This window comes from Bradyrhizobium genosp. SA-4 str. CB756, from assembly GCF_000473125.1.
Lineage (GTDB): Bacteria > Pseudomonadota > Alphaproteobacteria > Rhizobiales > Xanthobacteraceae > Bradyrhizobium > Bradyrhizobium arachidis.
In genome coordinates this window covers 7,889,166-7,908,176 of sequence record NZ_KI421499.1, presented here as the reverse complement: position 1 = coordinate 7,908,176, position 19,011 = coordinate 7,889,166, and the positions used below count along the sequence as shown (strand labels likewise).

Below are 19,011 nucleotides of genomic sequence, written 5' to 3'. Positions count from 1 at the left end.
TATTGAGACAATGTGACGCAGCAATTACGCGCGCAAGCGTTTACGCGTTGCCGGCGGCCCGGAATTGCGCGCCCGTACGTTGCAGGTTCTGCGACAGGCTGAACAGCACGGCCTTGCGGTCGGCGACCGCGGCGTGGAATTGGTCGAGCGCGATGTTGAAGGCGGTGAGCGCGGCTTCCTCGATCGCGCCGTGATCATAGCAGCGCAGCGTATCGCGCAGGATGTCGTCGGCCTCGGTCTGCATCTGGTCGAGCTCTTCGGTCGTCTCGCACTTGCGCGCGGCCGTGATCATGTCGAGCAGGCGCTCGCGCAGATGGCTGTTGTTGTCGCGCTCGTCCTTCTTCAGGTAGCCCGCAAACCAGGCGCCGAGCGAGCCCATGGCCGAAAGCGCCATCAGGCCCCACCAGATGAAATCGCTGTACTTGTCGAGGAAGGTCTTTTCCTCGCCGTCGACGAAGGCCGCGGCGCCCGGATGCACGGGGATCACGGCGTCCTTGTCGGTGTCGGGCGTCTCGATCTTCGCCGCGAGCGGGAATTCCGTCACCAATTGCTGGCGCACGGCGAACAGCTGGCGGGTGAATGCCGCGATGGTGGTTTCGGAGATGCCTTTGCGCGCCACGATATGGTGCGAGAAGCTGATGGTCTTGACCTCGTCCTCGGGCCTGTCAGGCGAGCCGCCATAGGTGCCGGCAGGAATCTCCGAGGCTTCATAGACCGGATGGTTCTGTGCGATCGCGTCGGCGGAATCGATCGCGATGAAGGTCGGTGTGCCACCGTCCTTGGCCGAGGCCGCGATCGCATCCGCCGTGATCTTGCTGTTGACGGGACCGGCCGCGAGATAGGCATCGGCCTTCTGGGCCTTGATCGCTTCGGCGGCTTCATTGGCCGGGAACTGGATGATCTCGACCTTGGCGGGATCGACGCCGTATTGCTGCAGGATCACCTTGAGCAGATTGACGTTGGCCTGGGTGCGGCCGACCACGCCGACGCGATGACCGGCGAGCTGCGCGATCTTGGTGATCTTCGCGCCCTTCTTCTTGCCCTTGCCGGGCACGGACCACAGCACCACGACGTTCTTGCGCAGGGTCGCGACCGCTTGCGCGTTCTTGGGAACGTCGACGTCCCCGCGCACGATGGCGAGATCGACCTTGCTCTCCGCAAGCGCCTCGGCGCTGGCGGTGGCGCCGTCGGTCTGGATCGGCCGCAGCCGCACATAGCTCTTGTTCTGCGAGAAGGCCTGCGTCAGCGTCTGCACGACCTTGACGTCGTCGCTGTTGGCGGGGCCGACCGCGATCTTCAGCGTCACCGGCCGCATCGCGAAATAATAGCCGCCCGTGATTGCGCCGATGATCGCGAGCACCAATGCGAGAGAGACAAGCGCGGTACGCCGCGCCGCTGATCGCGGCGACGTCGAGTTGGGTGTTTCGGCCAGGTCCAGACCCCCGGTCATCGATCTCCCGAACAGGCGCTTGAGGCTCAGTTTCATCTCGGCCGGCGATTTACGCCCGTAATTGTAGCAAATTTCTTGTCCGGAGGGGTTACATCTCCGTCATGGTTAGCGGATGGGCCAAATCCCGGTGAACCCGGGCCATATGCACGGTGTTAGGGTAAAGTTCCCCTGAAGGACGGAGGCGATCATGGCAGAGCGGCTGACGGCGGAAGCACGCAAGCAGGCGCTGGGCGCCATACCGGGCTGGACCGAGGTCCAGGGCCGCGAGGCCATCGGGAAAACCTTTGTCTTCAAGGATTTCAACGAGGCGTTCGGCTTCATGAGCCGCGCGGCGCTGGTCGCCGAGAAAATGGACCATCATCCCGAATGGCGGAACGTCTACAAGACGGTGGAGGTGGTGCTCTCGACCCATGACGCCGGCGGCGTCACCAGGCTCGATATCGAGCTCGCCCAGAAGATGAACGCCATCGCCGGCTGACACCGGGCTTACATCTTGTCGGGGCGGGCAGCGTCCCCATCTTGTGATCAGCAATGGATGCGGCGATCTGCCGCCCTGGCTGAACGGGGAGTTTGCAGGACATGGCTGCCGAACACAGCGTCGGTTTCGAGCCGGCCGATCGGCTCGCGGAGGATCGCGAGAGCGTTCGCCGTCGCTTCTGGCGCAAGCTGAAGCGCGTTGCCGCGCAATTGCCGTTCGCGGAAGATCTGCTCGCGGCTTATTACTGCGCGTTCGACCGGCAGACGCCGCGCCATGTCCAGGCCTCGCTCCTGGGCGCGATCGCCTATTTCATCCTGCCCTTCGACTTCGTTCCCGACGTGATGCCGATCCTCGGCTTCACCGACGACGCCGCCGTGCTCGCCACCGCCATCCGCATGGTCGCGAGCCACATCACCAACGAGCATCGCGAAGCCGCGCGTGCTGTGTTGAAGCGTGGTGTGGACGAGGGGGATGTGGATGCCGAAGCGGCGTAGCAGGCGCGGCCTCAGCCACACTCCCTAGTCATTCCCCGCGCAGGCGGGGAATCCAGTACGCCGCGGCTCTCGATTCAATCACTGACGTCGCGGAATACTGGATCGCCCGGTCAAGCCGGGCGATGACAGCTGAGTGTATGGGCTACTTCTTCCCCGCCTCCGTCCGCGCCTTCTCTGCGTCCCAGGCCTGGAATTGCTTGAACAGCGTTTCCCTCTCCGCGTCGGACACTTTCGCGGCCGCGGGATTCTGCTTCAAAAACGCCTCGAAGCGCTGGCGTGTCACCGGCTCCACGCCGTGCTTGTCGAGCCATTGCTGCGCCACCGGCAATCTGTTCCAGCCGGCGAGCGGCGCGGGAAGCGAGACTTCCTTCCACTTGGGATGGAACGGCGGGTTCTGGAGCGCTGGGAATTTCGTGAAGAACGCGTCCACGAACAGCGCGAGCTTGCGATAGCGCTCGGTGTTCGGCGCCCAATTATAGGCCGCGAGCACCGCGGGCACGGCAATCGTGTCGACGCTCTCACCCTCCTTGATCAGGTTCGGATAGTCCTTGGCCGTGAGCGTCGCCGGCAGATAGTCGCTCTGCAGCGGCTTGGCGTAGTCCACCTTGGCGAGATGGAAGCGGCCGTCATTGCCGAACGTCGAGACCGATTTGTACGGCTTGCCGCCGACCACGATGACGGCGTCGATCTCGCCGGCCTTCAGCTTCTCCATCGCGATGCGCTGCTCGACATAGACGAAGTTCGCCTTGATCCCGAGCCGCTCGAACACCGTCAGTGCGGTGACGAAGGTGCCGCCGTTCGGCAGATCGACGCTGACCTTCTTGCCCTCGAGGTCCTTCAGCGTCGCGATCGACTTCGGCGCGATGACCTGCATCTCTTCATTGTAGAGCTTGGTCACATAGGTGAACTGCTTTTTGATGTCCTTGGCAAAGCCCTTGCGCTCGAGATAGTCGAGCGTGTCGGCGCGCACGATGCCGAGATCGACGCCTTGCAGGAACAGGATGTCGGCGACGCTCTGCACCGAGCCGCGGCCGACGATCGGCAGCACGCGGATCTTGTTGCCGTCGTCGAGCACGGAGGCGAGGTCGGCGCCGAATTGCACATAGGTGCCACCGATCGTACCTGTGATCAGCGTGACGGTATTGGCGTTCAGCGCCTGCTTGGTCGAGGTCGAGCCGAACTGGAAGATGGCCTTCAGGCTGTCCGAGACTTTGGCCGGATCGTATTCGGTCTGCTCGGCGCGGGCGGTGAAGGCACAGACGGTCATGATGGCAGCGAGCGCCATTCGATAGACGTTACGCATGGTGTCCTCTGAAGAGTTCTAGTTCGAGAGTTGGCCGAGGCGCTGCCGCGCCTCCGCCGATCCGAGGCTTGCGGCGCGCTGGTACCAGTCGCGTGCGGTGGACGCGTCGCCAATGACGGTCCGCGCGTCGCTGGTGCCGAGCACCGCAGGATCGTAGGTCTGCGCCAGCAGCAGCGCGGCGGTTGCATCCCTCGCATTGGCCGCGCGTTCGAGCAGCAGGCGCGCCGCGGCGATGTCGCCGACGCCGATCAGGCTCCGCGCGCGCGTCATCAATCCTGCCAGCGTGTCGGCGTCGAGCGTCCTGACGGGCTCGGGCGGTGGTGGTGCTGGCTGCGCTGCGACAGGCGCGGGCGCTTGCACGGGCGTCTGGGCTTGGAGCGCAGTCTGGTAAGCGCTCGCGATCGCTTCGCGGCTCGGCACCGGCGGCGCCGGTAGGCTCTGAGCGTCGGCGCTCGCCAGCACCGCATTGGTGACGCGGGCCGCGTCCTTGGCCGGGGTCTGCCGTGCAGCCGGCGGCGGAGAGGCGACGGTCTGCAGCGTCGAGGCGCCGGCATAGGCGGCGACGAGATCGCGCAGGTCGGATTGAAACACCCCGGCCAGGATCGTGGCCGCGGATACGGCCAGAACCGTCCCGAGAATGGCCGGGATGAACCTGGTTCTCGAGCGCAGCGCCCGCGGCGCATATTCCCGCGGGTCCGGCGCCCCGAGGGGGTCGGACAGGAACAGCGGCATTGGCTCGTCCTGTGGAAGATCAGCCCGTGCGGCACGCGCACGGATGTAGTCCGCGGTGGACGATTGTGACACAGAATTATCGGAGTCGAACGTCCGCGACTCCCTGGACTGACGGTACGCCGTCGTCTCCATGGTGATGCTCCCCATTACTGACGCAACGCTGGGGGCAGTCCGGCTTCAGTCTTCTTATTATTGTCCAGAAGCGCCCCGCAAACTGGAACCGGTAAATCGCCGTCTGAATCAGCCCAAAAAACGACGGCGGTTTGCGCGAATCGGGAAATATTTGGGTTTGATTGCGGCAAGGCCGGGGAATGCACCGCCATTTTGGCGTAATCCGTTGAGGGATTTTTAACCAAGCCGGACCGTGCGCAACGTCGCACGCGCAGCGGAAGGCATTGCGTTGCCCGCGCAAATTTCGTTGTCATGCCCCGCGAAGGCGGGGAATCCAGTACGCCGCGGCTTCTCGGCTAAGTCTCTGCTGTCTCTGGAATCCAGGGTCGTCCGGTCAAGCCGGACGACGACAGTTTTATGTATTGCGAGAGTGCGCGCAGTATCGCGCCGCCATCCCATCACCTCACGGATGCAGGATCACCTTGCCCATGGCCTGACGTCCCGCCAGCACCTTCAGGGCGTCGGCGGTTTGAGCCAGCGGGAAGGTGCGATCGACATGCGATGAAATCTTTCCTTCCGCGGTCCACTTCACAAGCTTCTCGAGATTGGCGCGGTTCTTCTCCGGGTTGAGTCGGGTCCAGGCGCCCCAGAACACGCCGCGGATGTCGCAGCCTTTCAGCAGCGCGAGGTTGAGCGGCATCTTCGGAATGTCACCGGCGGCAAAGCCGATGACGAGGAAGCGGCCTTCCCAGGCGATCGAGCGCAGCGCCTGCTCGGCATACGCACCACCCACGGGATCGAAGACGATGTCGACGCCCTTGCCGCCGGTGAGCTTTTTCAAGCCTTCCTTCAGATCTTCCTTGGCGTAGTTCAGCGTCAGTTCGGCGCCGTGCGCTTTGGCGAATTCCAGCTTCTCGTCCGACGAGGCGCAGGCGATCACCTTCAGGCCCATCAGCTTGCCGAGCTCGCAGGCCGCAAGGCCCGTGCCGCCGGCAGCTCCAAGCACCGCGAGCGTCTCGCCCGGCTTCGGGCTCGCGCGATCTTCCAGCGCATGCAGCGCGGTGCCGTAGATGATGATGATGCCGGCCGCGCGGTCGTAGTCGAGATTGTCGGGAATCTTCACGATCGACGCCGCCGGCAGCGCGATCTTCTCGCGCGCACCGTTGTGGCCGCAGGAGGCGACCACGCGATCGCCGACCTTCAGATCGGTCACGCCAGGACCAATGCTCTCGATCACGCCGGCGACTTCCGCGGCCGGCGAGAACGGGAACGGCGGCTTGATCTGGTACTTGCCCTGGATCATCAGGATGTCGAAGAAATTCAGCGCCGCCGCCTTGATCGCGATCACGGCTTCGCCGGGACCCGCCACCGGATCCGGCACTTCGGCGAGCACGAGATCGTCGGGCTGGCAATATTGCGAGCAGAGGATGGCTTTCATGGCAGCACCTTCTTGAGAGCACTTGGCGTTTCAGGGCGGAATTATCGTTGGCCCGGTTTTGCCGGATTTGGGCCGACCCTACAATCAGGATTCTTTGTTTGAGGAGCGCACGGGCCTATCCTCGTCATTGCCAGCGAAGCGAAGCATCCAGACTATTTCCGCGAGACGGACTCAGGATTGCTTCGCTTCGCTGGCAATGACGGAAAAGGGAGCATTCAAACGATGTTTGAAACAGGTCTGCTCAGGGACAAGCGCATCCTCGTCACCGGCGGCGGCTCGGGTCTTGGCGCCGCGATGGGGCGCCGCTTCCTCGCGCTCGGCGCCGAGCTCGTGATCTGCATCTGCGGCCGCAAGCTCGACCGGCTCGAAGCAGCGGCGCGCGAGATGCGCGAACAGACCGGCAGCAAGGTCACGACGATCGCGTGCGACATTCGCGATGGCGCGGCGGTCGACGGCATGATGGATCAGATCTGGCGCGAGGCGCCGCTCGACATCCTCGTCAACAATGCGGCGGCGACCTTCATCGCGCAGAGCGAGCATCTGTCGTTCCGCGCGGCGGACGCGATCCTGGCGCCGACGCTGCATGGCGCGATGTATTGTACGCTCGCCGCCGGCAAGCGCTGGATCGATAGCAAGCACAAGGGCGTCGTGCTCTCGATCCTCTCGACCTCGACCATCACCGGCCGCGCCTTCACCGTTCCTTCGGCGATGGCGAAGTCGGCGGTGCTGGCGATGACCAGAAGCCTCGCCGTGGAATGGGGCCCGAAGGGCATCCGCACCGTCGCGATCGCGCCCGGCCCGTTCCCGACCGCCGGCGCATCCGGGTAGCTCCGCCCCGAGGGCCGCGACGAGGGCTGGACCGCGCGCAACCCGCTTGGCCGTACTGGCGAGCACGGCGAGCTTGCCGACCTCGCCAGCTTCCTGGTGTCGGACCGTGCTGGTTACATCAATGGCGAGATGGTGGTGATCGACGGCGGCGCGCATCTGCGCAGTTCTGGTGCCGAGGATTTGCTCGGCTGGAGCGATGCACAATGGGCCGCGCAGCGCGCCGCGCGATCGAAGGAATGACCGGCTAACTGCCTTCCCAAACAGGGCTTTCCCGGCTATCCCTGCGCCGGGGACAACGCGCGGCCGGGCCATCTTCCAGTCACAATATTGAGGGAACCACTCCAGCATGTGGCGGGTGCTGATTTTAGCTTTGATGACTGGCGTAGCGGCGTGGGGACTCACAGGGTCCGCACGGGCGCAGACGGCGCAACCGGCGTCCAAGCCGGCATCGGCTGCACCGAAAGCGGCTGCGCCGGCCGCAAAGACGGCGGCAAAGCCCGAGAGCAAACCCGTGGCCCCGCCCGCTGCGGTTGCCGGCGGCGCGGAGCCGACGCTGATCGGCCAGTTCGGCACTTGGGGCGCCTATTCGGCGACGCCCAACGGCAAGAAGGTCTGCTTCGCGTTGGCAAAGCCCTCGTCGTCGAAGACCAATCCGCCGAACAGGCCGCGCGATCCCGCCTATGCCTTCGTCTCGACCCGGCCGGCGGAGAAGGTGAACAACGAAGTCTCGGTCATGATCGGCTACGCGCTGAAGCCGGGCTCGGAATCGACCGTCGAGGTCGGTGGCGCCGCGTTTGCGATGTACACGCAGGGCGACGGCCTCTGGATCAAGAACGCGGCCGAGGAGGAGCGGATGGTGGAAGCCATGCGCAAATCCGCCGATCTCGTGGTCAAGGGTGTCTCGGCCAAGGGGACGGAGACGACCGACACCTTCTCGCTGAAGGGCCTCGCCCAGGCGCTCGACAAGATCGCCCAGGATTGTAGGCGGTAACGCCTAGGCGTTAAGGCTGAGGCGATAAGGTCGCAATCGGGTGTTCCGGTTGCTATATAGGGACGGTTCCAGATTTTTCTTCCGTCATTCCGCGGCGATGCGAAGCATCGAACCCGGAATCTCGAGGTTCCGGGTCTGGTCCTTCGGACCATCCCGGAACGACCAAACCATCAGGTCCATAGATGCAACCGACTGCCGAGCCGCACAACGCAACATTGGTGGAGAAGACTCCACTCGAAACCTATGTGCCGCCGGCAAAACCGTCGCTGATCGGTCTGTCGCGCAGCGAGCTTGCCGATCGCCTCGGCGAGATCGGCGTCGCACCTGCCCAGCGCAAGATGCGCGTGCAGCAGCTCTGGCACTGGCTCTACTTCCGCGGCGCCCAGAGCTTCGACGACATGACCTCGATCTCGAAGGGCATCCGCGCCGAGCTCGCCCAGCATTTCACTGTCGACCGGCCCGAAGTCGTGGCCGAGCAGATCTCCAATGACGGCACCCGCAAATGGCTGCTGCGCCTGCCGAGCGGCGACAATGTCGAGAAGGCGCATGAAGTCGAGTGCGTCTACATCCCCGAGACCGATCGCGGCACGCTCTGCGTCTCCTCTCAGGTCGGCTGCACGCTGAACTGCGCGTTCTGCCACACCGGCACGCAGCGCCTCGTGCGCAACCTCACTGCGGGCGAGATCGTCGGCCAGGTCATGGTCGCTCGCGATCGCCTGAACGACTGGGCCGATCGCGAGGACGGCACGCGCCGCGTCACCAACATCGTGATGATGGGCATGGGCGAGCCGCTCTACAATTTCGACGCCGTGCGCGATGCGCTGCTCATCGTCGGCGACAATGAAGGCATCGGCATCTCCCGCCGCCGCATCACGCTGTCGACCTCGGGCGTGGTGCCGAACATCGTGCGCGCCGGCGAGGAGATCGGCGTCATGCTCGCGATCTCGCTGCATGCGGTGCGCGACGAATTGCGCAACGAGCTCGTGCCGCTCAATCGCAAATATCCGATCAAGGAGCTGCTGCAGGCCTGCCGCGACTATCCCGGCGCCTCGAACGCGCGCCGCATCACCTTCGAATATGTGATGCTCAAGGGCGTCAACGATTCGCTCGACGATGCGAAATTGCTGGTGAAGATGCTCAAGGGCATCCCGGCCAAGATCAACCTGATCCCGTTCAATCCCTGGCCGGGTACGGCCTATGAATGCTCGGACTGGGACCAGATCGAGAAATTCTCCGAATACATCTTCAATGCCGGCTATTCATCGCCGGTGCGCACCCCGCGCGGCCGCGACATCCTCGCCGCGTGCGGTCAGCTCAAGTCGGAGACCGAAAAGCTCTCGGCCCGCGAGCGCCAGGCGCTGCGCGCCATGGCAATGACGGATTAGCGATGGCGCTGATCCGACGCTTGCCGGTCATCGTGCTCGCGTTTCTGGTTGCTTGTCTGATCGCGGAGGCGTTCTACGTCATCGTGGTGGTGGAATATGAAGCTCTTCTGGCGGTTCGAAGGCTCGCACATCTGCACTTTCTCATCGGTGTGACCGTACTGTTTGGCCTCGGTTTCAAGGTGCTATGTGGCGCGACCGTGTTGCCGGCAAGCGTCGCAATAGCGATCACGGAACTGACGGATCGCCGCGCCTTATGGGTCTATCTCGTTGCGGGCGCGGCGACAGCTCTTGTCTGCTATCTGGTGGTCGCTCCGTTTGAGGAGACACTCATCCCGGCTGGGCACAACACGCCAAGACTTGTTAGGCCCTACCCCATTTCGATCGTCGCCGCCGGGATCGTCGCGGGCGCAGCCTATTGGTTGATTGCAGGTCGCACCGCCGGCGTCTGGCGCAAGATGAGACCGGCGGAACTGGCGAGCTGAGGCCGCAAGGACAGATTCTTCATGGCACTGATCGGCCGCCTCATCGTCATCTTCATCGGCTTTCTTGCCGCCTGCTTCGTCGGCGGGATGATCGTCGTCATTGCGCTGCTGTTTCCGGAGTTCGCCGATCTCGGCGCCGGCCCCGTCGATCAGGGCGCGATCGACATCCTGCTCGGCTTCGGCTTCATCTTCGTCTCGGGCTTTGCGCTGGTGCCGGCGGCGGTGATCGTCGCGGTCACTGAGGCACTCTATATCCGCAGCGCCCTCGCTTATGCCGTTGGCGGCGGTCTCGTCGGGCTCGCCTGCTATCTCGGTCTCGTTCCCTTCCACCCCGACACCTTGCAGTTCGAGGGCATCGTGCGGCGGCATCTGGAGATCATGACCGGCGCGGGCATCGTTGCCGGCGTGGTCTATTGGCTGATTGCCGGCCGCAATGCCGGCGCCTGGCGTATCCCGGCGCCCCCGCACAAGCCGCCCCCGCCGCTGCCGTCGAATTCGAGGCCGGATGTGCGGTGAAGGCACGTGCGTCGTTCGACCGGATGCGAAGCAATTTGCCACACACTCGGTGTCGTCCCCGCAAACGCGGGGACCCATAACCCCAGGGAGGAGTTTGGCGCAAACTGGTAACTGCGAGTCTTCGCCAAACACCTCCCTGTGGTTATGGGTCCCGGATCTGCGCTTCGCTTGTCCGGGACGACGTCGTGGAAGCAGCTCATTGCTGGTTGCAACGGCTGGAATCCAGGGTTTCCATCCCCGTCCCACTCCGCTAAACCGCGCGCCATGAACCGGACTGGACTTTTCATCGCCCTGGTGCTGTGGCTCGTGATCGGCGTGGTTTTCGGCCTCTATCCCGAGCTCGATCTCAAGCTCGCGTCGCTGTTCTTCGACCCCGAGACGAAGACGTTTCCGCTCAAGCTGAATGAGTGGGCCGGCGTCGCGCGCGATGCCGCGATGTGGATCGCCTGGGCGTTCGCGCTGCCGTCACTGGTCGCGCTCGTGGTCAAGATGATCAGGCCCGACCGGCCGCTGATGGTGTCGGGGCGCGCGATCATCTTCCTGCTCGTGACGTTGACGCTGTCGGCCGGCGTGCTCACCAATCTCACTTTCAAGACCTATTGGGGCCGGCCGCGCCCGGTGGTCGTAACCGAGTTTGCCGGCGATCAGCAATTCGTGCCGTGGTGGGATCCGCGCGGCGATTGCACGCGCAATTGCTCGTTCTTCTCCGGCGAAGGCGCGACCGCGTTCTGGACGCTGGCGCCCGCCGCGCTGGCGCCGCCGGCCTGGCGGCCGCTCGCCTATACCGGCGCGGTCATCTTCGGCCTTGTCACCAGCGGCCTGCGGATGGCCTTCGGCGGTCACTTCTTCACCGACGTCTCGATCGCCGGCCTCGTCACCTTCGTCGTGATCTGGCTTTTCTACGGACTGATCTACCGCTGGCCGCGGACGCGGTTCTCGGACGCGGCGGTCGATGCCGCCCTGACCCGGCTGAACATGCCTGCCTACCGGCTCCGCCAGCGCCTGTTCGGCCGCAGGACAGGCCCCGAGCCCTCGGTCTAAGCCATTAAATGCGTGCCCAGCCCTGCGAAATTTGATATTCGCGCGGTCAAACCACGCCCTGACACCAGCCCTTTGAGACCCGATTGGAAGCCCCATGACCACGATCCTGAAAAGCCTGCCCAAGGGTGAGAAAGTCGGCATCGCGTTTTCCGGCGGTCTCGACACCAGCGCGGCGCTGCTCTGGATGAAGCAGAAGGGCGCGCGCTGCTACGCCTATACCGCCAATCTCGGCCAGCCCGATGAGGCCGACTACAACGAGATCCCGCGCAAGGCCGAAGCGTTCGGCGCCGAGAAGGCCGTGCTGGTCGATTGCCGCACGCAGCTGGTGCACGAAGGCATCGCCGCGATCCAGTCCGGCGCCTTCCACATCTCGACCGGCGGCATCACCTATTTCAACACCACGCCGCTGGGGCGTGCCGTCACCGGCACCATGCTGGTCGCGGCGATGAAGGAAGACGGCGTCAACATCTGGGGCGACGGCTCGACCTTCAAGGGCAACGACATCGAGCGCTTCTATCGCTACGGCCTGCTGACCAATCCGAGCCTGAAGATCTACAAGCCCTGGCTCGACCAGCAGTTCATCGACGAGCTCGGCGGCCGCGCCGAGATGTCGGCGTTCATGACCGCGCAGGGCTTTGCCTACAAGATGAGTGCCGAGAAGGCGTATTCGACCGACAGCAATCTGCTCGGCGCCACGCACGAGGCCAAGGATCTCGAAAGCCTCGACAGTGGCATCAAGATCGTCAACCCGATCATGGGCGTGCCGTTCTGGCGCGATGACTGCGCCGTCAAAGCCGAGAAGGTCGTGGTGCGTTTCGAGGAAGGCCAGCCGGTCGCGCTGAACGGCCAGACCTTCACCGATCCCGTCGCGCTGTTCCTCGAAGCCAACGCGATCGGCGGCCGCCACGGCCTCGGCATGAGCGACCAGATCGAGAACCGCATCATCGAGGCCAAGAGCCGCGGTATCTATGAAGCGCCCGGCATGGCGCTGCTGCACATCGCCTATGAGCGTCTCGTCACCGGCATCCATAACGAGGACACTATCGAGCAGTACCGCATCAGCGGCATGCGCTTGGGCCGGCTGCTGTATCAGGGCCGCTGGTTCGACTCGCAAGCCCTGATGTTGCGCGAGACCGCGCAGCGCTGGGTCGCGCGCGCCGTCACCGGCGAGGTGACGCTCGAGCTGCGCCGCGGCAACGATTATTCCATTCTCAACACTGAAAGTCCGAACCTCACCTATGCGCCGGAACGGCTCAGCATGGAGAAGGTCGAGGACGCCGCCTTCACGCCGGCCGACCGCATCGGCCAGCTCACCATGCGCAATCTCGACATCGCCGACACGCGCACCAAGCTCGGTCTCTATTCGAAGACCGGCCTGCTCTCGGGCAGCGAAGGCTCGCAGATATTCAAGCTCGAGAGCGACAAGGGTTAAAGTCGCCGCTCTCGTAGGGTGGGCAAAGCGTAGCGTGCCCACCACCTTTCCACGAAGGCAGTGATGGTGGGCACGGCGCGTGCGCGCCTTTGCCCACCCTGCGAGTTCGCACCCGTGTCACCAGGCCGCGCGTAATCGCCCAAGACAAAAATGGCCGGGATCGCTCCCGGCCATTTGCGTTTGTTTGTGCCGTTACCGCGGCGGCGCGGTGCCGGGCGGGGGCGGCGGCAGCGAGGCCTGGCCGCCGTTGAGCAGCGGCGTGATGTTGCGGATGGTGACCCGCCGGTTAATCACGCTCGGCCCTTGCGTCTGCTCCTTCAGATATTGCTCGCCATAACCCTGCGACGTCAGGTTCTCGGCGGGCACGCCGAACTGCTGCGTCAGCAATTCGGCCGCGGCCTGCGCGCGGCGGTCCGACAATGACAGATTGTCTACCTCGTTGCCGACCGCGTCGGTGTGTCCCTCGATCAGGAACACCTCGCGCGGGTTGCGCTGGATCGCCTGGTTGAGGCCGTCGGCGATCACCTGAAGCCGGGCCGCCTGGTCCGGCGGGATGGTCCACGATCCCGTCTCGAAGTTGATCGAGTTGACGTCGATGCTCGGCATCTGCATGCGGACATTGGGGCTGTAGCGGATTTCGTCGAGCGAGTAGCGCCGATCGATCCGCTGCACAGGCGGTGCAACCATGGTCTGGTAGATCACGTCCGGCGACGCTTCCTGGGCGTCGACGATGTAGCGATCATAGGGAATGTTCACGACCGGCGGCGGCACGTCGACATAGAAGCCGCCGACTGCCCGCGGATCGCGGTAGGTGTTGTCGATGATGATGATCTCGCGCCCGCCGGGGTCCCTGCGGATTCGCCGCCGCAGCGAGCCGTCCGCACCGACCACGGTGATCACCTCGCTGCCGTCGGGACGGACCACGACGGTGCGGGTTTCGCCGCCTTCGTTGAAGGTGCGGATGTCGCGGGCGCCATAGCGGAAGCGATAGAGATCGTTGCCGCGGACATAGGCCTGCCCGCCTGGATCGCGGATGATGATGCGGTCCGGCTCGGTGTAGACGGTGCGGCCGCCCTCGACGACCTCCTGTCGCTGGTTATGCATGTCGGCGATGGTGGCGCCGATGACCGCACCGGCCACCACGCCTGCACCGATCGCGAGCGGCGTCAGGTCACGCTGCTGCGGACGCGGCGGCGGCGGCAGCGGTGCTGCAACCGTCGGCGCGGCCTGGAAGGCCGGAGCGACCGTCGGCGGGCGGTATTGGGCCCGGTTGGGCGGAGGCGTTGCAGCCGCGGAGCCGGGGACGACCGTCGGAGCTGCAGCGCCTGCGGGCGCCGCGGGCCGGGGCGGGAGACCGCCGGCCTGGGGCGGCGCAGCCGGAGCTCCGGCCGCGGGCGCGCCAGCGGGAGGCGTTCCACCCTGTTGGCCGGGCGTCGGCGTCGCCGTCGGGGCTGGAGCAGCGCCAGGCGCTGGCGTCGTCGCACCGGGAGCCGGCGCCGCCGCACCCGGACGTCCGGGCGGCGGGGTCGGAGTGCCAGCGGGAGCCGGCGTGGCCGTGGCTCCCGGAGCCGGCGATCCCGCGGCCGGCGGCGCGCCCGGGCGTCCACCGCCGGGCGGCGGTCCGCCGGGACGGCCCGCTGGCGGCGCGCCAGGCGTGCTGCCCGGAGCGGGCGTTGCGGTCGGCGCAGGCGTTGTCGCCGGAGCGGGCGTCGCTGTCGGAGCGGGAGTCGTTGCCGGCGCGGGCGCGCCAGGACGGGCCGCAGGCGCAGCCGCCGCAGGCGGGGTCGCGGGTGTCGGCGTTGCCGCCGGTGCAGGGGCGGGACGCGCTCCAGCCGGAGGCGGCGGAGGCGTCGGGGTCGGACGTGCTGCGGGCGGCGTGGCAGTCGGAGCATGCTGCTGCGGAGCCGCGGCAGGCGGCGGCGCTGGCGGCGTCGGCGCCGGACGAGCAGCAGGCGGTGCCGGAGGCGGCGGTGTCGGGGCGTGCTGCTGTGGAGCCGCGGCCGGAGGCGGCGCTGAAGGCTGCTTCGGAGCGGCAGGCGGCGGGGGCGGCGGCGGAGCAGCCGGACGGGCCGCAGGCGGAGGCGGTGGCGGCGGAGGCGCTGCAGGGCGTGGCGGTGCGGCAGCCGGCGGCGGCGCGGCGGGTGGGTGAGGCGGTGCAGCAGCGGGCGGCGGTGCAGCCGGGCGCGCGGGCGCTGCAGGCGGCGCAGCCCCTGGCGGTGCCTTCGGCGGCTGCTTCGGTTTTCCGTCAGGGCCCGTTTCTTGAGTCTGGGCCTGCGCGACCACGAGCGGCGAAGCGCTTTGCGCATGCGATGCGGAGCTTGCCAATTGCATCGCGGTCAGAGCCGTGGTCGCAAGCAGCACGAAACGAAGGTTGGTCATATGGTGAACTTCCCCGGAAGGTTCTTTGACGAAGTGTTGGGATGAACAGCTACGCGTTAGGCCGGATTGTGGCGAGCGAAGCAGTCGCGGGCCGATTTATTTCTGCATGTAAATCACGTCACTATAGCGACGTTCATTGCGCATTCAGACGCTGGTTGCAATCGCCTCACATGTGATGGTTCGTCTCATGTGATGGTCACGGCGAAGTTGCGTCCGTCGCAGGATTCGGTGTGAGCGGTCCGTTCGGTCCGCGTGGTGGAATCTCTTCAGGGACGCGGCCCGGCAGTTCGTCGGGCCGCGGTGATTCGCCGGGCTCGCGCACCGGCGGCGTGATTTCGGGCTGCGGATTGCCCGGCGGAATTCCTGGCGGCGGCTCACTCGGAGTGCCCGGTGTCGACGGCGGAATCTCGGGCGGCTCGATCGGCATCAGCATCATCGACATCAGTTGTCAGGAGAACGACAACGATGATGGCGCGCCGATGTTCCTTGTCGCGGCGTCTCGGAACCCGCCTATTCCGGCGCGTGACAGACCGCTTCGATGTTGTGGCCGTCAGGATCGAGCACGAACGCGCCATAGTAATTCGCATGGTAATGCGGACGGATGCCGGGCGGACCGTTGTCGCGGCCGCCGGCGGCCATCGCGGCCTTGTAGAAGGCGTCGACCGTCGCACGGTCTTTCGCCGCGATGGCGACATGCACCGGCTTGTTCATCGCGCCTTCGGCACCGAACCAGAAGTCCGGCTTGCCGTTCGCGCCGAAGCCGGCTGCTGCGGCGTGTCCGGTCTGCTCTGCCGTGACCTCCATGATCAGGCTGTAGCCCAGCGGCGCCAGCGCCCTGGCGTAGAACGCCTTCGCGCGCTCATAGTCGGAGACGGAGAAACCCAGATGGTCGATCATCGTAACCTCCGTTTGTTGGTCCTCGTCAACGCGACAGGAACGTATTGCTCCGCGTCTTGCGCGCGATCGCAAAGCCGCGCGCCACCATGTCGGCAATACAATCCTGCTGCCATTCGTTTTGTGACAGATGCTCGATCACTACCGCGCGCGGCCACAGTGATTGCGGCGCGTCGCGGAAGAAGCCGATCAGCACGCGGTCCTCAAAGCCTTCGACGTCGATCTTGAGCGAATCGACCTGCGCGACGCCGGCCTCTTCGAGAATGCGCGTGAGCCGCAGCGACGGCACCTTGATCGCCTCGGTGCTGGCGGTGCCGGTGACCACATGCGTGGCGCCGAGATTGCCGCCGCCGCTCTCGATCATCAGCTCGCCGTCGCTATCGCCGGCCGCCGCCTGCACCAGGCGCACCTGCGTTGCTCTCGATGCGGCATGGTTGAACGAGAGCCGTCCAAATGTCAGCGGATGCGGCTCGATCGCGACAACCTTGCCATTGGGCCCCACCTGTCGCGCCATCACCAAAGCGAAGGTGCCGACATTGGCGCCGACATCGACGAAGGTGCCGCCCGCTGGGGTGTGCTGGCGCAGGAAGTCGAGCTCGTCGAGATTGTAGTCGGGATTGAACAGCGCGCCACGCTCGGTGGCGCTGCCCTGGTGGTAGAGCCGGAACGAGGCGCCCTGGTACTGCACGTCGACCGGGCCGCCGCGCAGCAGGTTGACCAGCCGCGACATCCACGGCCGGAACGCCCCGCGCTTCAGCCCCGACTGCTGCGTCAGGCGAATGATCGCGGCCTGCGCCGCATTCGGCGCAAACGCGCCGAACGGCGCGGTTGATGGGGCGTTGTCGGGCGTCAAGCAGGCGGTCCTCGTTGCAGGCGGCGCATGCATAGCTGGTTTTGGTTGGGGCCACAATTTCAGTGTCGTCCCGGGGGGCGAAGCGAACCCGGGACCCATCCCCACAGGGAGGAGTTGTGGTGCAAGGTGCCCACTCCGAGTCTTCGTCAAACCTCTCCCTGTGGCTATGGATCCCGGATCGGCGCTCCGCTTCGCTGCGCTTGTCCGGGACGACAGAGACAGCGAGCCTCACGCCGCTTTCTTCGGTGCCTTCCGCTGCCTCAGGAATCGCCCGAGCAGCTTGCGCTTGCCTTTGCGCGGGATCAGGTCGACGTCGCTGACGAGCTTGGCGCCGCCTTTGCGACGCTCCAGCACGATCTTGCGGCTGTGGAAGGCTTCCAGCTCGACGCGATGCGCGACGCTGACGATGGTCGCCTTCGGCAACTCGTCGGTGACCATCTTCATCATCTTGTCCTGGCTCTTCTCGTCGAGCGCGGAGGTCGCTTCATCGAGCACGACGATGTCGGGGTTGTGCAGCAAGAGCCGCGCGAAGGCGAGGCGCTGCTTCTCGCCGCCCGACAGCGTCTGGTCCCACGGCCCCTCTTCCTCGATCTTCTCCTTGAGATGATCGAGGCCGACCTTGTGCAGGGCCTCGCCGATCTCCGCCTCGCTCCAGTTCTCGGCCGCGCCGGGATAGGCGACGGCACGGCGCAAGCTGCCCGACGGCACGTAAGGCCGCTGCGGCAGCATGAACAGCCGCCGGTCGGCATGGAAATTGACGCTGCCGCCGCCCCAGGGCCAGAGCCCTGCGATGGCGCGCACCAGCGTGCTCTTGCCGGTGCCGGATTCTCCGGCGACCAGGAGGCGCTCGCCGGGCTCGATCACCACCTCGGTCTCGCCGACCACGGCGGTGCCGTCATCGAGCGTGACGGAGAGATCCTTCAGCTCCAGCATGGCGTCGTTATTGGTTTCGCCGCGCTTGATGCGGCCGAAGCCGTCGCCCTGCTCGGCGCGTTCGAGACCGTCGAGCGACATCATGAGCGAAGCGATGCGGCGCGCGCAGGCATTCCAGTCGGCGAGCCGCGGATAATTGTCGACCAGCCAGCCGAACGCGCTCTGCACGATGGTGAAGGCGGAGGCCGCCTGCATCACCTGCCCGAGCGTCATGCTGCCGTCGAGGAATTTTGGCGCGCAGAGCAACAGCGGCACGACGGGAGCAACGAGGCTCGAACCCTGCGACACCAGCGTGGTGCGCATGTGTTGTCCCGCAAGCCGCGCCCATTGCCCGAGCACGCTGGTAAAATTGCGGTCGATGCCGTCGCGCTCTTCCTCTTCGCCGCCGAGCAGCGCGATGCTCTCGCCGTTCTCGCGCACGCGCGTGAGCGTGTAGCGGAAATCCGCTTCCGCCTGGTTCTTGTCCTCGGAGACCTGCACGAAGCGCCGGCCGATCACCATGATCGAGCTGGAGGCGATCGCGGCGTAGAGGATCGCGGCGATCACGAGGAAGCCGGGAATGGTGAGGGTGGCGCCGCCGAGCGTCACGGTGAGCGCGCCGCCGATGGTCCAGAGCACGACGATGAAGGTTGCGGCCGAGAGCAGCGCCGAGGTCACGCCGGCGAGGAAGTCGACCGGCGAATCGGTCGCGATGCGCAGATCCTCGGCGATGCGGTATTCCGGATTCTCGTGATCGCCGCCGACGAGATTGAGCTGGTAGTAGCGGCCGTTCTTGAGCCAGCGCGTCAGCACGCTTGCAGTCAGCCAGGCGCGCCAGCGCCGCTGGATGCTCATGCGCGCAAACACTTGCGCGACGCCGAGCACGATGCTGCCGATCGCGAGTGGGAAGAACAGCGCGGTGAGATGAAACACACTCGCCGCATCGCGCTTCTCGATGGCGTCGAAGATGGCGCGATTCCAGACATTGATGCCGTATTGGAAGCCGACGGTGAGGACGATCAGCACGACGAGGCCGAGCGAGAACGGCCAGGCCAGCCGGTCGCCGTTGCGGCCCCAGAAGCCGCGCGCGCTGATCCAGAACCGCGTCAGCAGATAATCCTTGCGGGCCTGCTCGGCCTCCTCCGGCGACAGCTCGGGATCGGGCTCGAGCAATTCCGGCGGTGGCGGGGCGACGTCATCGCCATTCTCGCCGGTGATCTCGACGATGGGCGGCTTCTCGCCCTGTTCGCGCTTTGCGGCCGGCTTCTGCATGCGCGGACAACGCAAAGGAA

17 protein-coding genes and 1 pseudogene are annotated in these 19,011 nt (G+C 65.6%); 9 read left to right on the top strand and 9 right to left on the bottom strand.

The window, feature by feature from the left end:
• Nucleotides 1-40: 40 nt before the first annotated feature.
• Nucleotides 41-1,486: a TAXI family TRAP transporter solute-binding subunit gene (locus tag BRAGE_RS0138230; RefSeq protein WP_027561785.1), complete on the bottom strand. Its 1,446-nt coding sequence runs from the start codon at nt 1,484-1,486 to the stop codon at nt 41-43.
• Nucleotides 1,487-1,637: 151 nt separating this feature from the next.
• On the opposite strand from BRAGE_RS0138230, the gene BRAGE_RS0138225 reads away from it, so the two are divergent.
• On the top strand, nt 1,638-1,928 hold the full coding sequence (locus BRAGE_RS0138225; RefSeq protein WP_027561786.1) for a 4a-hydroxytetrahydrobiopterin dehydratase: 291 nt from the start codon (nt 1,638-1,640) through the stop codon (nt 1,926-1,928).
• Nucleotides 1,929-2,029: 101 nt separating this feature from the next.
• Entirely contained in the window at nt 2,030-2,422 is a 393-nt protein-coding gene (locus BRAGE_RS0138220; protein ID WP_027561787.1) for a YkvA family protein, read from the top strand.
• 142 nt (nt 2,423-2,564) lie between these two features.
• Here BRAGE_RS0138220 and BRAGE_RS0138215 read toward each other — a convergent pair whose 3' ends face one another.
• The 3 genes from BRAGE_RS0138215 to BRAGE_RS0138205 all read right to left on the bottom strand — a co-directional run bounded on the left by BRAGE_RS0138215 (nt 2,565) and on the right by BRAGE_RS0138205 (nt 6,006).
• Nucleotides 2,565-3,725 carry a TAXI family TRAP transporter solute-binding subunit gene (locus tag BRAGE_RS0138215; RefSeq protein ID WP_027561788.1) on the bottom strand — a complete coding sequence of 387 codons (1,161 nt, stop codon included), beginning with the start codon at nt 3,723-3,725 and terminating at the stop codon, nt 2,565-2,567.
• Between the two features lie 18 nt (nt 3,726-3,743).
• Nucleotides 3,744-4,589 carry a hypothetical protein gene (locus BRAGE_RS0138210; protein ID WP_027561789.1) on the bottom strand — a complete coding sequence of 282 codons (846 nt, stop codon included), beginning with the start codon at nt 4,587-4,589 and terminating at the stop codon, nt 3,744-3,746.
• 442 nt (nt 4,590-5,031) lie between these two features.
• On the bottom strand, nt 5,032-6,006 hold the full coding sequence (locus BRAGE_RS0138205) for an NADPH:quinone oxidoreductase family protein (protein WP_027561790.1): 975 nt from the start codon (nt 6,004-6,006) through the stop codon (nt 5,032-5,034).
• Nucleotides 6,007-6,228: 222 nt separating this feature from the next.
• Between BRAGE_RS0138205 and BRAGE_RS50935 the strand changes: the two are divergent.
• From BRAGE_RS50935 to argG, 7 genes and pseudogenes are all read left to right on the top strand, one after another.
• Nucleotides 6,229-7,074: pseudogene (locus BRAGE_RS50935) on the top strand (SDR family oxidoreductase).
• A gap of 106 nt (nt 7,075-7,180) precedes the next feature.
• Nucleotides 7,181-7,825: an invasion associated locus B family protein gene (locus BRAGE_RS0138195; protein WP_027561791.1), complete on the top strand. Its 645-nt coding sequence runs from the start codon at nt 7,181-7,183 to the stop codon at nt 7,823-7,825.
• 182 nt (nt 7,826-8,007) lie between these two features.
• The gene (rlmN, locus tag BRAGE_RS0138185; RefSeq protein ID WP_027561792.1) at nt 8,008-9,210 is read left to right on the top strand and encodes a 23S rRNA (adenine(2503)-C(2))-methyltransferase RlmN; all 1,203 of its coding nucleotides are present in this window, start codon (nt 8,008-8,010) and stop codon (nt 9,208-9,210) included.
• Nucleotides 9,211-9,212: 2 nt separating this feature from the next.
• Complete coding sequence (locus BRAGE_RS50930) at nt 9,213-9,692, top strand: hypothetical protein (RefSeq protein WP_027561793.1); 480 nt, start codon at nt 9,213-9,215, stop codon at nt 9,690-9,692.
• Nucleotides 9,693-9,713: 21 nt separating this feature from the next.
• Complete coding sequence (locus BRAGE_RS0138175) at nt 9,714-10,208, top strand: hypothetical protein (protein ID WP_027561794.1); 495 nt, start codon at nt 9,714-9,716, stop codon at nt 10,206-10,208.
• A gap of 264 nt (nt 10,209-10,472) precedes the next feature.
• The gene (locus BRAGE_RS0138170) at nt 10,473-11,249 is read left to right on the top strand and encodes a phosphatase PAP2 family protein (protein WP_027561795.1); all 777 of its coding nucleotides are present in this window, start codon (nt 10,473-10,475) and stop codon (nt 11,247-11,249) included.
• Between the two features lie 94 nt (nt 11,250-11,343).
• Nucleotides 11,344-12,681, top strand: a complete 1,338-nt coding sequence (gene argG, locus BRAGE_RS0138165; protein WP_027561796.1) for an argininosuccinate synthase — start codon at nt 11,344-11,346, stop codon at nt 12,679-12,681.
• A 192-nt stretch (nt 12,682-12,873) separates the two neighbouring features.
• Here argG and BRAGE_RS52270 read toward each other — a convergent pair whose 3' ends face one another.
• From BRAGE_RS52270 to BRAGE_RS0138135, 5 genes are all read right to left on the bottom strand, one after another.
• Complete coding sequence (locus BRAGE_RS52270; protein WP_063617200.1) at nt 12,874-15,060, bottom strand: OmpA family protein; 2,187 nt, start codon at nt 15,058-15,060, stop codon at nt 12,874-12,876.
• Nucleotides 15,061-15,256: 196 nt separating this feature from the next.
• Nucleotides 15,257-15,487 carry a hypothetical protein gene (locus tag BRAGE_RS57370; RefSeq protein ID WP_027561799.1) on the bottom strand — a complete coding sequence of 77 codons (231 nt, stop codon included), beginning with the start codon at nt 15,485-15,487 and terminating at the stop codon, nt 15,257-15,259.
• Between the two features lie 83 nt (nt 15,488-15,570).
• The gene (locus BRAGE_RS0138145) at nt 15,571-15,957 is read right to left on the bottom strand and encodes a VOC family protein (protein ID WP_027561800.1); all 387 of its coding nucleotides are present in this window, start codon (nt 15,955-15,957) and stop codon (nt 15,571-15,573) included.
• Nucleotides 15,958-15,982: 25 nt separating this feature from the next.
• Entirely contained in the window at nt 15,983-16,807 is an 825-nt protein-coding gene (locus BRAGE_RS0138140) for an FkbM family methyltransferase (protein WP_027561801.1), read from the bottom strand.
• 228 nt (nt 16,808-17,035) lie between these two features.
• Complete coding sequence (locus tag BRAGE_RS0138135) at nt 17,036-18,991, bottom strand: ABC transporter ATP-binding protein/permease (protein WP_027561802.1); 1,956 nt, start codon at nt 18,989-18,991, stop codon at nt 17,036-17,038.
• Nucleotides 18,992-19,011 lie beyond the last annotated feature (20 nt).

What these genes read in the sequence shown, in the direction of transcription:
- BRAGE_RS0138230 (WP_027561785.1), bottom strand. Translation starts at nt 1,486, where the DNA reads ATGAAACTGAGCCTCAAGCGCCTGTTCGGGAGATCGATGACCGGGGGT.
- BRAGE_RS0138225 (WP_027561786.1), top strand. Translation starts at nt 1,638, where the DNA reads ATGGCAGAGCGGCTGACGGCGGAAGCACGCAAGCAGGCGCTGGGCGCC.
- BRAGE_RS0138220 (WP_027561787.1), top strand. Translation starts at nt 2,030, where the DNA reads ATGGCTGCCGAACACAGCGTCGGTTTCGAGCCGGCCGATCGGCTCGCG.
- BRAGE_RS0138215 (WP_027561788.1), bottom strand. Translation starts at nt 3,725, where the DNA reads ATGCGTAACGTCTATCGAATGGCGCTCGCTGCCATCATGACCGTCTGT.
- BRAGE_RS0138210 (WP_027561789.1), bottom strand. Translation starts at nt 4,589, where the DNA reads ATGGAGACGACGGCGTACCGTCAGTCCAGGGAGTCGCGGACGTTCGAC.
- BRAGE_RS0138205 (WP_027561790.1), bottom strand. Translation starts at nt 6,006, where the DNA reads ATGAAAGCCATCCTCTGCTCGCAATATTGCCAGCCCGACGATCTCGTG.
- BRAGE_RS0138195 (WP_027561791.1), top strand. Translation starts at nt 7,181, where the DNA reads ATGTGGCGGGTGCTGATTTTAGCTTTGATGACTGGCGTAGCGGCGTGG.
- rlmN (WP_027561792.1), top strand. Translation starts at nt 8,008, where the DNA reads ATGCAACCGACTGCCGAGCCGCACAACGCAACATTGGTGGAGAAGACT.
- BRAGE_RS50930 (WP_027561793.1), top strand. Translation starts at nt 9,213, where the DNA reads ATGGCGCTGATCCGACGCTTGCCGGTCATCGTGCTCGCGTTTCTGGTT.
- BRAGE_RS0138175 (WP_027561794.1), top strand. Translation starts at nt 9,714, where the DNA reads ATGGCACTGATCGGCCGCCTCATCGTCATCTTCATCGGCTTTCTTGCC.
- BRAGE_RS0138170 (WP_027561795.1), top strand. Translation starts at nt 10,473, where the DNA reads ATGAACCGGACTGGACTTTTCATCGCCCTGGTGCTGTGGCTCGTGATC.
- argG (WP_027561796.1), top strand. Translation starts at nt 11,344, where the DNA reads ATGACCACGATCCTGAAAAGCCTGCCCAAGGGTGAGAAAGTCGGCATC.
- BRAGE_RS52270 (WP_063617200.1), bottom strand. Translation starts at nt 15,060, where the DNA reads ATGACCAACCTTCGTTTCGTGCTGCTTGCGACCACGGCTCTGACCGCG.
- BRAGE_RS57370 (WP_027561799.1), bottom strand. Translation starts at nt 15,487, where the DNA reads ATGCCGATCGAGCCGCCCGAGATTCCGCCGTCGACACCGGGCACTCCG.
- BRAGE_RS0138145 (WP_027561800.1), bottom strand. Translation starts at nt 15,957, where the DNA reads ATGATCGACCATCTGGGTTTCTCCGTCTCCGACTATGAGCGCGCGAAG.
- BRAGE_RS0138135 (WP_027561802.1), bottom strand. Translation starts at nt 18,991, where the DNA reads ATGCAGAAGCCGGCCGCAAAGCGCGAACAGGGCGAGAAGCCGCCCATC.